The 11,911-nt window shown below is 63.6% G+C and carries 11 protein-coding genes (1 of these 11 cut by a window edge); all 11 read right to left on the minus strand.

Annotation, left to right across the window (positions count from 1 at the left end; genetic code table 11):
* On the minus strand, window positions 1–358 hold the 5' end (the start) of the coding sequence (gene cobA / locus ACWPMZ_RS03320; RefSeq protein WP_455702587.1) for a uroporphyrinogen-III C-methyltransferase. 428 nt of this gene lie to the left of the window's left edge; 358 of the gene's 786 nt are visible here — the first part of the coding sequence; its start codon is at window positions 356–358; its stop codon lies beyond the left edge, outside the window.
* Complete coding sequence (locus ACWPMZ_RS03325) at window positions 351–2,951, minus strand: molybdopterin-dependent oxidoreductase (RefSeq protein WP_455702588.1); 2,601 nt, start codon at window positions 2,949–2,951, stop codon at window positions 351–353. The genes cobA and ACWPMZ_RS03325 overlap by 8 nt, the downstream gene beginning before the upstream one ends.
* Window positions 2,951–3,322: a nitrite reductase small subunit NirD gene (gene nirD, locus ACWPMZ_RS03330; RefSeq protein WP_455702589.1), complete on the minus strand. Its 372-nt coding sequence runs from the start codon at window positions 3,320–3,322 to the stop codon at window positions 2,951–2,953. Before nirD ends, ACWPMZ_RS03325 begins: the two co-directional genes overlap by 1 nt.
* Window positions 3,322–5,808: a nitrite reductase large subunit NirB gene (nirB, locus tag ACWPMZ_RS03335; RefSeq protein ID WP_455702590.1), complete on the minus strand. Its 2,487-nt coding sequence runs from the start codon at window positions 5,806–5,808 to the stop codon at window positions 3,322–3,324. Before nirB ends, nirD begins: the two co-directional genes overlap by 1 nt.
* Window positions 5,809–6,003: 195 nt before the next feature.
* Window positions 6,004–7,224, minus strand: a complete 1,221-nt coding sequence (locus ACWPMZ_RS03340; protein ID WP_455702591.1) for an alginate export family protein — start codon at window positions 7,222–7,224, stop codon at window positions 6,004–6,006.
* Window positions 7,225–7,322: 98 nt separating this feature from the next.
* Window positions 7,323–8,567 (minus strand): nitrate/nitrite transporter, encoded by a 1,245-nt coding sequence (locus ACWPMZ_RS03345; protein WP_455702592.1) that lies wholly within the window; start codon window positions 8,565–8,567, stop codon window positions 7,323–7,325.
* A 206-nt stretch (window positions 8,568–8,773) separates the two neighbouring features.
* Window positions 8,774–9,982 (minus strand): ABC transporter substrate-binding protein, encoded by a 1,209-nt coding sequence (locus tag ACWPMZ_RS03350; RefSeq protein WP_455702593.1) that lies wholly within the window; start codon window positions 9,980–9,982, stop codon window positions 8,774–8,776.
* Window positions 9,979–10,557 carry an ANTAR domain-containing response regulator gene (locus ACWPMZ_RS03355; RefSeq protein WP_455702594.1) on the minus strand — a complete coding sequence of 193 codons (579 nt, stop codon included), beginning with the start codon at window positions 10,555–10,557 and terminating at the stop codon, window positions 9,979–9,981. The genes ACWPMZ_RS03350 and ACWPMZ_RS03355 overlap by 4 nt, the downstream gene beginning before the upstream one ends.
* A 290-nt stretch (window positions 10,558–10,847) precedes the next feature.
* Complete coding sequence (locus ACWPMZ_RS03360) at window positions 10,848–11,111, minus strand: DUF5985 family protein (protein ID WP_455702595.1); 264 nt, start codon at window positions 11,109–11,111, stop codon at window positions 10,848–10,850.
* Window positions 11,111–11,383 carry a DUF5985 family protein gene (locus tag ACWPMZ_RS03365; RefSeq protein ID WP_455702596.1) on the minus strand — a complete coding sequence of 91 codons (273 nt, stop codon included), beginning with the start codon at window positions 11,381–11,383 and terminating at the stop codon, window positions 11,111–11,113. The genes ACWPMZ_RS03360 and ACWPMZ_RS03365 overlap by 1 nt, the downstream gene beginning before the upstream one ends.
* 2 nt (window positions 11,384–11,385) lie before the next feature.
* Complete coding sequence (locus tag ACWPMZ_RS03370) at window positions 11,386–11,757, minus strand: hypothetical protein (RefSeq protein ID WP_455702597.1); 372 nt, start codon at window positions 11,755–11,757, stop codon at window positions 11,386–11,388.
* Between the last annotated feature and the right edge of the window lie 154 nt (window positions 11,758–11,911).

Raw genomic sequence — 11,911 nt, forward strand, 5'->3', positions numbered from 1 at the left:
GACAGATCTGCACCGGCACACCGGCTGCGCGGCAGGCGGCGAGTTCCTCGCCTGCTCGGCCGAAAATAGTCGGATCTCCGCCCTTGAGCCGGACGACCCTTTCTCCTGCCAGCGCGGCGTCAACGATCATGCGGTCGATCGTGGGCTGAGTTTTGGAATGCCGCCCCGAACGCTTGCCGACTGGGACGAGGCGCGCGCTTCGCGGAGCCAGTCCAAGCACACCCGATCCGACAAGCGCGTCGTAAAAGATGATGCTTGCCTCGAGTATGAGGCGCTCGGCTTTGCGAGTGAGCAAGTCGGGATTGCCGGGACCCGCACCGACCAGCCATACCGTGCCTCTTTCGAAACTCTCAGCCATTTGCCGCTTCCCCGGGGGCGCCTAGCAGGCGTTGAATCGCTGGCCTGCAAGAGCCGCAGTTGGAGCCCGCGCTCAGCGCTTCGCCGACAGCTTCAACACTCAACAGGCGTTCGCTGGCGATAGCCTGAAGGATCGTGTTCATTCCTACGTTGAAGCAAGCGCAGATGATCGAACCGAGGTCCGGTTGCGCAGCCGCCGAGCGGCCCGCGAGCAATTCGACGGATGAACATTGCGCTGCAGTGAGCTGGTTGATCAGCCACTCGCGGTCGGGCAGTTTCCCGCTGCGAGTTACGTATAAAGCAGCGCTCAGCCGACCCTCCTCCAGCACCGCGATACGCATTCCGCCGCGCGACTTATCCAGGATTTCCACCCGCTTGCCTGTGGGCAGCAGGAGGTTGGCCAGATCGGCCGGATTGCGCGTTCCGGCCAGCTCGACAAGCCACCCCTGTCCGACGCGGACCTTGGCGAAGTAGGCTGCGGGAATGCGCCGGGGCACCTCACGCGAAATCAAGAAGCCGCGCCATTCTACCGCCAGCTTCTCGACGCGTGCGGGGGTCGCCTTGAAGCCGGGCTGGCCGGAGTGTGGATCGACCAATGGCTGCGGCAGCAGGCCAGTGCGTCCGCCGTTCGAATGACTGTCGGTCCAGTGGATCGGCACAAAAACTTCACCCCGGCGTTGGCCACTACTGACCTGAGCGCGAAAAACGCTTTCGCCTTGCGGCGTGATTACGCGGATTAAATCGCGCTCTTCAATGCCATGCATCCCGGCGTCCAGCGGGTGGAGCTCGGCCATCGGCTCCCGACAATGTTGTGACAGCTTCGGCGAAAGGCCGGTGCGGGTCATCGTGTGCCAGTGATCGCGGTACCGCCCCGTGTTGAGGGTCATCGGCCATTTGGCCAACGCCGAGCTCATTTCCCGCTGCGCCACCGGAACCAGCCGGGCCTTGCCATCAGGCGTGGGAAAGCGGCCGTCGGCAAACGGTTGGCCGCCCCAGCGCACCGGCTGCAGCGCATCGTACTGTGCGTTGCTCAACGCCGCATGGCTGCCGATGTCGAACAGGCGCTTTCCCTCATTACGGTAGGCCGATAGCCGGGCGTGCTCGCGATAGATGTCAGCCGGGCGGTCATAGCAGAAGGCGTCGCGCCAGCCCATTGCACGGGCAACTTGGGTCACGATCCACCAGTCGGGCTTGGCCTCGGCGGGCGGCGGCAGTAGTGCGCGCTGGCGGCTGATCGTGCGCTCGGAATTGGTGACCGTGCCGTCCTTCTCGCCCCAGCCAAGTGCGGGCAACTTGACGTGCGCAATACGTGAGGTGTCGGTCTCTGCAATGCAGTCGGAGACGACAACGAAGGGGCATGCGGCAAGAGCCTCGCGCACTCGCGACGCATCGGGCAATGAGACCGCCGGATTGGTCGCCATGATCCAGAGAGCCTTGACGCGCCCCTCGCCGATCGAGCGGAACAGATCAACGGCCTTCAGGCCAGGCTTCTCGGCCATTCGCGGCGCGGCCCAGAAACGCTTAATCTCGGCGATGTCGTCCGGCGTGAAGCCTCGATGCGCGGCGAGTGTGGTCGCAAGTCCGCCGACTTCACGCCCGCCCATTGCGTTGGGCTGTCCCGTGATCGAGAACGGCGCCGCACCGGGCTTGCCAATGCGCCCGGTCGCGAGATGGACGTTGAGAATGGCATTGACCTGGTCGGTGCCGCGGATCGACTGGTTGATCCCTTGGCTGAACAGCGTGATCGTGCGCGGAGTACGCGCGAAAAGTTCATAGAAGGCGCGCAAATCGGCTGGTGGGAGGTCGCAAGTCGCGGCCGTGGTCCAGAGGTCGGTGCCCTCGGCAAGCGCGTCCCAAAGGCCCGCGGGCGTATGAACGTGTTCGTCGAGGAACGCTTTATCGAGCGCCCCTGCCTCGCGGCAATGCGCCAGCAGGCCGTTCATTAGCGCCACGTCGCTCCCCGGGCGCAGTGCGAGGTGTATGTCGGCCTCGTCGCAGGTCTCGGTCCGGCGCGGGTCGATGACCACCACCTTCGTGCCGCGTTCCGCTCTGGCGGCCATGATCCGCTGATAGACGACAGGGTGACACCAAGCGGTGTTCGAGCCGACAAGGACTATGAGGTCGGCCGCCTCCAAGTCGTCGTAGGCTGCCGGGACAACGTCCTCGCCGAACGCCCGCATATTCCCGGCAACTGCGCTCGACATGCACAGGCGCGAGTTGGTGTCGATATTGCCGCTGCCGATGAAGCCCTTCATCAGCTTGTTGGCGACGTAATAGTCTTCGGTAAGCAGCTGACCCGAAACGTAGAACGCCACGCTGTCAGGCCCGTGGCGGCGAATCGTGTCGGAGAACTTGCGCGCGACGTGGCGGATCGCCTCGTCCCAGCTTGCCCGCTTGCCCTCAACTTCCGGATGAAGGAGCCGTCCTTCGAGCCCAAGTGTCTCGCCCAAATGAGTGCCCTTCGAGCAAAGCCGACCGCGGTTGGCCGGGTGCTCCGGATCACCGGCGATCGCGACCGACCGCTCGTGTATTACGGTCGCGGAAATGCCGCAGCCGACGCCGCAGTAGGCGCAGGTCGTGCGTACCGCCGCCATTAGGCCGCCTTCGGCCTCTGCGCGGGCTGGGGCACGACCGCCTCGCGCAGGAGGTAGATGCGCCCGGCATCGATCTTGAGGGGGATAGTCGGAACGCACGCTCCCCGTTCATCCGGGTCATCGCCCAGCGCTTGTCCGCTGCGCAGCGAGATGCGCCAGTTGTGCAGCGGGCAGGTGACGCTGTCGCCGTGGACGATGCCCTGGCTGAGCGGCCCGGCCTTGTGCGGGCACTTGTTGACCAGCGCGTAAAACTCACCGCGCATGGTATGGAAAACGGCGATCTCGTCACTTCCTTCGACTGGAAGCGTCGCCGCCATGCCAGGCTCGATCTGGGTGATCGGGCCGATGTCGAGCCATTTGGCTTCCCTCATCACACGTACTCCGGCGCCGGTCGGACGGTTCCGATGTGGCGGTGCAGGTCTGCCCGATCGCCTGCCACGCGCTGAGCCCAGGGATCGTCTTGCATGAAAGCCTGCGAGTGGCGGAACCGCGCGGCCAGACGCCGCACCGCATCGGGATCTCCGAACAGCTGCGCTTTCAGCCAGTCGAGTCCCTTGCGCTCGACCCACCGCGCGGTGCGTTCGAGGTACCACGCATCCTCGCGGTAGAGCTGGATGAAGGCGACGCAGTGCTCCATCGCCTCTTCCTCGGTGGCGACTTTGCACAGCAGGTCGGTGACGCGGACCTTGATCCCGCCGTTGCCCCCGACGTGCAGCTCGTAGCCGCTGTCGACGCAGATCACGCCGAAGTCCTTGATAGTCGCCTCGGCGCAATTTCGTGGGCAACCGCTGACGGCGATCTTGAACTTGTGCGGCATCCAGCTGCCCCAGGTCATCCGCTCGATCTTGACGCCGAGCCCCGTCGAATCCTGCGTGCCGAAGCGGCACCATTCGCTACCTACGCAGGTTTTTACCGTGCGAAGGCTCTTGCCGTAAGCATGGCCGGAGACCATCCCAGCGGCATTGAGATCGGCCCAGACCGCGGGGAGGTCCTCCTTCTTGATCCCGAAGATGTCGAGCCGCTGCCCGCCGGTTACCTTGACCATCGGCGCGTCGTATTTCTCAACCACGTCGGCAATGGCGCGAAGCTCGCGCGGGTTGGTCAGTCCGCCCCACATCCGCGGCACGACCGAATAGGTGCCGTCCTTCTGAATATTGGCGTGGAGCCGCTCGTTGACGAAGCGACTTTTCTGATCGTCCTGGTACTCGCCGGGCCAAGCGCACAGCAGGTAGTAGTTGAGCGCGGGACGGCAAGACGCACAGCCGTCCGGGGTGGTCCAGTGCAGCTCCTGCATAACCTGCGGGATTGCGCGCAACTCCTTCTCGAGGATCAGGCGGCGCACGTCGTCGTGGCCGAAGCTGGTGCACTTACAGAGCGTCTTCACCCCCGCCTGGACGTCGTCGCCGAGGGTTAGCGCGAGCAGGCTCTCGACCAGTCCGGTGCAACTGCCGCAGCTGGCGCTGGCCTTGCACTGCGAACGAACCGCATCGAGGCTGCAGGCCCCGGCCTGGACGGTCGCTACCACCTTGCCCTTGGACACGCCGTTGCAGCCGCAGATCTCTGCGTCGTCCGAAAGTGCTGCAACGGCGGCGTTAGGGTCCGCGAAAGCGTCTCCCCCGAGGGCGAATGCCTGGCCGAAGATCAGCCCGTCGCGGAATTCGGCGACGTCCTCCTCCTTTCGCAAGAGGTCGAAATACCACGAGCCGTCGGAGGTATCGCCGTAGAGCACCGCACCGACGAGCTTGTCGCCGCGAATGACCAGCCGCTTGTAAATCCCGCGCGCAGCGTCGCGCATGACGATGTCCTCGGCATCGTCGCCGCCAGTAAAGTCGCCGGCAGAAAACACATCAATCCCCGAAACCTTCAGCTTGGTCGACGTGACGGAACCGGTGTAGCCCGTCGGGGCGTTGACCAAGTGGTCGGCCAGCGACCTGCACATATCCCACAACGGAGCTACCAGCCCGTAGCATTCGCCGCGATGCTGGACGCATTCACCGACAGCGACGATTGAGGGATCCGAGGTCACCATGTGGTCGTCGACCACGATCCCGCGCTCGCACTCGAGTCCCGCGGCTTTGGCCAGCATCACCGATGGCCGGATGCCGACCGCCATGACGACAATGTCAGCGGGAATTTCGGTCCCGTCCTTGAGCCGGACGCCCCCGACATGGCCGTCCTTCTCGACGATCTCCTGCGTATCAGCGCCGGTAAGGATCGTCTGCCCCCGCCGCTCGAGCTCGCTCTTGAGCAGCCATCCGGCCGCTTCGTCGAGCTGGCGCTCCATCAGCGTCGGCATGAGGTGAACGACGGTTACCTTCATGCCTCGAAGCGAGAGGCCATGCGCTGCCTCCAGCCCGAGAAGGCCCCCGCCGATCACCACCGCCTCGCCCCCGCCGGCCGCAGCGGCGAGCATCTTGTCGACATCGTCGAGGTCGCGAAAGGTCACGACGCCGGGCAGGTCGCGTCCCGGCACCGGGATGATGAACGGGTCCGAACCGGTGGCAATCAGCAGCCGATCGTACGGCTCGACGCGGCCCGAACGGGCGACCACCGTCCGCCGCTCGCGATCGATGTGGTCGACGGGGTCGCCGGCGACCAGTTCGATGCCGGCCTCGGCGTACCATTCGGCGGTGTTGAGGACGATCTCGTCGAAGCTCTTCTCGCCCGCCAAGACCGGGGAGAGCATGATCCGGTTGTAATTAACTCGCGGCTCAGCGCCGAAGATCGTGATCGAGTAGCGCGCCGGATCGCGCGCGAGTAGCTCCTCGACCGCGCGGCAGCCGGCCATGCCGTTGCCGATCACGACCAGTTTGTTAGGCAGAGCCTTGGCTTGCTTGAAGCTTGTCGGTGCGTTCACGTCGTCACGACCCTTTCGGAACGCGCACGCAAAAAAGCCGCCAAGTCGAAAGACTGGCGGCGCCATTGCCACGCTGGAATGCTGTCAGGGCGGGTCGGGCCTTGCTCGTCCGCCATTGGACGGGCCCTTGCGCTTGCCGCTTGGTAACCGATTCGGGCGTGATGATGCAAGCAATATTGCAGTGCAGCATGGACCTTAGAACCCGAATTCGGCCTGGAGCCAGAATTTCTCCGTATCGACCGCGAAGCCATCTGCCTCGTAATCGGCATATTTCGCCAAAAGCGTCACCCGCCCGAGCTTCAGACCAAGCGAGGCGTCCCACTCGGTGCCGTAGTCAAGGCCGCCGAAATCGCTGTCGAATTCGTGGTATGTCACGTCCGCTTTGAGGCCGGGCAGGAATGGCACCCGGATCGAACGGCCGACAGTGGCGTAATAATCACGCAGTCCGTTAGCCGGGGTGGTAAGGAACAGGTCGGCCCAACCGTTGAACGCGTGCAGCGTGGCGAGCGGCGTCTGGAATGCGGCCACCCCCCGGTCGCTGCCGAGTTCTTCGTAGCCGGCGGCCAGCGTGAAACCGAACAGGCCGAGGCCGAACTGGGCGTTTAGATACTCTGCATCGTAGGAAACGGGGTTCTCCCCGTAATCGCTCTGCCGGGCATAGCTCGCCAACGCATTCAACTTGCCGATCGCAGGCAGGTCGAACGCGGCCGTCGCAAGCACGCCGTAGGTCTGGCTCGAAAAGGCCGGGCGCGTGTCGTAATCTATCAGGTAAGCAAAGGCTTTGGCGTCGATTACCGACCCGTCGATCCCGCCGTTCAGCAGGATCAGGTCGCCGTCGAAATGCTCGTTCGGGCTGTCGACACCGAACACCGTGCGCTGCGAGATCGAATAGGTCGCGTCGAGCGCCACCGCGCCGAACGTCGCCTGGCCGCGCACGGCGTCGAAAGTCTGTTCGTTCTGCCGCCAGCCGACGTTGCCGACGAAGCGTGCGTTGTCGAGCACGATGCGCTGGCGGCCGAGCGTCACGCCGGTGCCATCCTTTAAGTACGACACCTGCAGGCGGTTGAGTTCGATATTATCCGGGTCGGCGACGACAGGGAACGGCTCGACGCCGTTGCCTGGAAGCGTGTCATTGTAGTCGCTCGCGAAGGCCCGGGTCATCTCGGCCTCACCGAGGAACGAGAGGCCCGAAACCTTGATCTCGCTGCCGAGGCGCAGGCGCAGCGTCCAGGCCTCGGCGTCGTCCGGCAGGTTGGCCTGTTCGACCGCCTCGTGCCGCAGCCGGGCATTGAGGGTGTGGTCGAGCGTCACCTCCTCGCCGATCGCGACCGGGTCGCTGTCGTTGGCAAGGGCAGGACTGACGGCGAACGCCGCGGGCATAGCGAACCACGCGACAGCGAAACGACCTATTCTCATGGGTGTCCTCCGGTTGTGCGATGAACCCCCGGACATCCTCCGCGCCCCGCTATTGCGGCGACGTTGGGGAAGCGCGGCTGGCGCGCTTCCCCGTTCAATCAGATACGAGCGCCGCTATCCCCGGCCCAAGTCGAGCGCCAGCGCCCCTTGACCACGTTGAGCCCGAGCAAGGCGACTACCGCGAGCCCAGAGAAGATCAGGAACCCCGCTGACGAGCTACCGGTGTACTTCTGAGCAAAGCCGAGCGAGGACGCGAGATAGAACCCGCCAACCCCACCGGCAAAGCCCACCAGCCCGGTCATCACCCCGATCTCGCTTCGGAAGCGCTGCGGTACCAGCTGGAAGACCGCGCCATTGCCGATACCCAGCGTGCCCATCACGACGATGAAAAGCGCGAGTGCTATCGGCAGGGCGGCCGGGCCCATGCTGATGGCCGCGAGTACGACTGCGGCGACGAGGTAGACCACGGTCAGCGTGCGCGTGCCGCCGAACCTGTCGGCCAGTGCGCCGCCGATCGGGCGGACCAGCGAGCCAATGAAGACACAGGCGGCCGTGCAGTAACCGGCAATTACCGGACTTAACGCGAAGTTGTCTGTGAACCAGATCGACAGAGAGCTCGACAGGCCGACGAAGCCGCCGAATGTGACGCCGTAGAACAGCATGAACCACCAGGCGTCTTCGACCTTGAGCACATCGGCATAGGCCGAGATCGACTTGGACGCGGGCTGGTCGGGGCTGTCCTTGGCAAGGATCTGGTAGGCAACGAATACCGCGGCGAGCGGAATAACGGCGAGTCCGAGGACCGCGTTCCATCCGAATATCTTGGCGAGGACTGGCGCAAACAGCGCGGCGAAAACCGTGCCCGAGTTGCCCATTCCGGCAAGGCCCATCGCCTTGCCCTGGTGCTCCGCCGGATACCAGCGGCTGGCGAGGGGCAGCGCAACCGCGAAGCTTGCCCCGGCGAAGCCAAGAACCACTCCCAGCGCAATTGTGCCCTCGAAGCTGTCGACCCTGAACCACCAGCCAGATAGCAGGCCAGCCATGACGATGACCTGGTTGAGCGAGCCGGTCAGCTTGGGACCGATGCTGTCGACCAGCACCCCGTTCACCAGCCTCAGCAGCGCCCCGGCGAGCGTGGGTACCGCGACCATCAGTCCTCTTTGGGCAGGATCGAGCCCGAGTTCGGCTGAGATGATCGGGGCGAGCGGCCCGAGCATGACCCAGACCATGAACGAGACGTCGAAATAGAGAAACGCCGCGAGCAGGGTCGGGTTGTTGCCCGCTTGCCAGAAGCTCTTCGCTCCCGTTCCGGCGGCTGGCGAAGCTGTCAGGGGCTGGGTCATAGGCGCGTTACCTCTTCGCTGGCGGACAACGCAAAAAAGCCGCCTCGACTTGGCCAAAAGGCCAGATCGGGCGGCGTCGTTGCCACGCATGATTTCGGTTAGTGGAGGCTGTACCGCTCCCTCCAGTGGGAGCGCCTCGTGAGCTACGACTAACCGATTCGCGGGCGGCGGGTAAAGCGTTTTTTGCAGTGCAGCACGAGTTGTGCTCAATCGAAGGAGGCAAGATAGCCTTCGATGTCGTCCGGATCGAACGAGCGACCATCGAAGAAGGTGTTGTTTTCCAACACCATCGATCCCTGCTGCGTTGAGATACCGGTGGTAAAGGCCAGGCTTCCCTCAACCTTCGAACTTGCCCCGGGCAACGGAGCCAGGGTTCCGGCTAGCGCACTTCGGTAAACGTCAGGCCGGAATACCCGCGCCGCCGCTGCCGCATCTGTCGGTGAGTAGTCGAGCCGTTCCCATCGCAAGAGCTGCGTGTAGAGCCATTCAGCCTGACTGACCCACGGGAAATTGGCCGCCTCGCGGTATTGGAACATGAAGTCGGGATAGGGCACAGGCTCTGCGCCTCGCACAAGCACGAGCCGATCGGAAATCGCGCCGAGGATCAGCTGGCGATCGGCGCCGATGTATTGCGGCCGCGAGAGAATTTCGGCGTTGGCGTCCCAGTTGGCCGGATCGACGAACTGCGCCCCCGCCTTCCTCATGGCGCGGATCAGCGCCTCGACTGCCGGGCGCCGCGCTTCCAGCACAGGGGTCCGCAGGGCGAGCACCTTCTCCACGCCGCGGCGCCAGATCTGCGCGGTCGCGAGCACGATGACCCCGACACCGCGCGCCACCGCCGCGCTGTTCCACGGCTCACCGACGCAGGCGCCGTCGATTTCGCCCGATTCCATTGCGTCAGCGACGAAAGGCGGCGCCACAGTCGCGATCTCGACGTCCTCGTCTGGCCTGATTCCGCAACCGGCCAGCCAGTAACGCAGCATGTAGTTGTGACTCGAATGGCGATGCACCACGCCGAAGCGAAGTTTCCTGCCGGCAGCCTTCCTTGCCCAAGCCTCTTCCGCCAGGGCCGCACCCAGCCTGATCGGATCAGACAGCTTTCCAGGCTCGGCCACCTTGGCGGCCAGGTCGAGGCTCATCGTGATGGCGTTGCCGTTGAGGCCGAGCACGAACGGGCACGACAGGGGCTGCGCCGGACGGCCGCGGCCCAGCGTCGTGGCAATCGCCAGCGGGGCGATAAGATGCGCGGCGTCGCTATGGCCATAGAGCAACCGGTCGAGCACTGTTGCCCAGCTGACGTCGCGCTGGAAAGTAAGGGCGAGCCCCTCCTCCTCGGCGAATCCATGCTCGTGGGCAAGGATCGGCAGGCACGCGTCGACCAGTGGCAGAAAGCCGATTGCCAGGTGCTCGGTCATGATCCCTCCAACAGCTCGTGCGCCGTGACAAGCGCCTCGGCAATTTCGGCAATACGCCGGCTCGAGCTCATCGCCTTGCGGCGCAGCTCGGCGTAAGCCTCCGGCTCGCCCACGCCCCTTTTTTGCATTAGAATACGCTTTGCCTTGTCGACGATCTCGCGCTCGGCCAGCTTGCCCCTGGCCTCGACCAAATCGGCTTGCAGCCGGTTGAAGGCAGCGAAACGGCGCACCGTCAGATCGAGCAGCGGCCGTATCCTCTGTGCGGACAGGCCATTGACCACATACGCTGAAACCCCCGCATCGATAGAGGCTGCGATCGCCTCCTCGTCGGAGTCGTCGACAAACATGGCGATCGGCCGCGCCAGCGCCCGGCTCACGACGAAGTATTCCTCAAGCACGTCGCGCGAGGGATTGCCGAGATCAATCAGAACGATGTCGGGGCCGATTTCCTCGATGCGGGCGATGAGACCCTGCCGCTCTGTCAGTACGAACAACTCGCTGTCGGGAAGTGCTGCCAACCCTTCACGGATGATCGTTGCCCGGCTGGCGCTTTCATCGACGATGGCGATCTTCATGCAAAGGCATATTGCACTGCAGCAAGGGAAATTCGCAAGTGCGGCGAGGGAGAAAAATGGCCCGCATCTTCGGCTTCGGCAAGATCGTGGGTTGCACAACGGCTCTGAGCGTTCGCGTCAAGGGTGTGTATCCTGACAGCGGCCGGTCCTTGAAAGTCCCAATACGTCTGGTCGGCTAAGCGGCAACCTTCGGCCGTTCGCAGCATCGGGTTGGTTGCGTAATAGCTGCTATCCGACCGAGCTATGCAATTTAGCCGCAGGTTCCGATTTCGCGATTGCGAATTTGAAGATTAGAGCCCGCGCCTCGTATTCGACTGGATGATCGCAACGATAATGAGGCTGAAGGCCAGCAAGCGAATCAAGAATAGGGGACTCCGCTCCTCTGCAGGAATGTTTGTTAGCGCCAGCCATGTGTAATTGATCGCAAGCAGGAAGAAGCTTGCAGAGAAGATCAGAAACAACCTTTGCCGTGTGCGCCGCCAGTATGACAGAAACAACAGCGCGGCGACGGCGAATCCCATGACGATCGCGCCGGATAGAAATTGGTCGAGCATTACTGTTCGCCTTCCGCTTCCCAGATGAACCCAAACAACAACACCGCAACAGCAATCAGGGTCAGGAGCAGGCGAGGCGTGCGAAATGTCGTCTCGGTCAGGACGAGCTGATCTACCACCACGATCAGGTTGGACAGCGCCAGGAACACGAAACAGACCGCGCTCCACAATAGCACCGGAGTCCGCGATTTTGCGTAGCGACGTACGAGCAGGATCGCGCACAGTGCGCTGGCGAGAAAGCAGAGCAAGTAAACGAGATCGGGCAAGGTCATGCTCAGTCCTTTCTCCAGCGAAAAGCGTCGGCAAAGGCATCGAGCGCAGGGTTTAGCCGCGCCACGATTAGGCGCCGTGTACGCCCTGGAAATCGCGCGTAGAATTCGCACGCAGCGCGGGCGAGCTCGCCAATCGCCTCGTCGCTCGGCTGGTACCGGATGCGGTTGCCGTCTTCGATGACCGCAATCCCTGCCGCGTTCAGCGCCGCAGAACCATGCATGACCACAAGTTCGCTCGCTCGCATCCGCTCGACAAGTTCAGTGGCCGCGAACGATATCGACGGCTCCGCGAGCAATTCTCGAAGCAATTCCAGATCCCAGATCGACGCGAAGCAATCGCGAATAAAGTCTTCGATTTCCCGGTCGGTTGCCATGCCGCCGCCTTGATCCCCGAGCCATTGTTGAGTTCCGCGGACTAGGACGCGCTGCCCCCAAAGGCAAATGACTACGGTGCGGAACTTTCTCGGTGCGAACGAATTTGTCCCTTGGGGTCGTCTGCTTGCCGAAACCGTTACAGATTCTGTTCGC

The sequence above is a fragment of the Tsuneonella sp. HG222 genome, from assembly GCF_053819185.1.

Excerpts from the sequence above, each read along its gene's own strand:
- ACWPMZ_RS03370 (WP_455702597.1), bottom strand. The coding sequence starts at position 11,757 with ATGGCAACCGACCGGGAAATCGAAGACTTTATTCGCGATTGCTTCGCG.
- ACWPMZ_RS03365 (WP_455702596.1), bottom strand. The coding sequence starts at position 11,383 with ATGACCTTGCCCGATCTCGTTTACTTGCTCTGCTTTCTCGCCAGCGCA.
- ACWPMZ_RS03325 (WP_455702588.1), bottom strand. The coding sequence starts at position 2,951 with ATGGCGGCGGTACGCACGACCTGCGCCTACTGCGGCGTCGGCTGCGGC.
- ACWPMZ_RS03360 (WP_455702595.1), bottom strand. The coding sequence starts at position 11,111 with ATGCTCGACCAATTTCTATCCGGCGCGATCGTCATGGGATTCGCCGTC.
- ACWPMZ_RS03345 (WP_455702592.1), bottom strand. The coding sequence starts at position 8,567 with ATGACCCAGCCCCTGACAGCTTCGCCAGCCGCCGGAACGGGAGCGAAG.
- ACWPMZ_RS03340 (WP_455702591.1), bottom strand. The coding sequence starts at position 7,224 with ATGAGAATAGGTCGTTTCGCTGTCGCGTGGTTCGCTATGCCCGCGGCG.
- nirD (WP_455702589.1), bottom strand. The coding sequence starts at position 3,322 with ATGAGGGAAGCCAAATGGCTCGACATCGGCCCGATCACCCAGATCGAG.
- ACWPMZ_RS03355 (WP_455702594.1), bottom strand. The coding sequence starts at position 10,557 with ATGAAGATCGCCATCGTCGATGAAAGCGCCAGCCGGGCAACGATCATC.
- ACWPMZ_RS03350 (WP_455702593.1), bottom strand. The coding sequence starts at position 9,982 with ATGACCGAGCACCTGGCAATCGGCTTTCTGCCACTGGTCGACGCGTGC.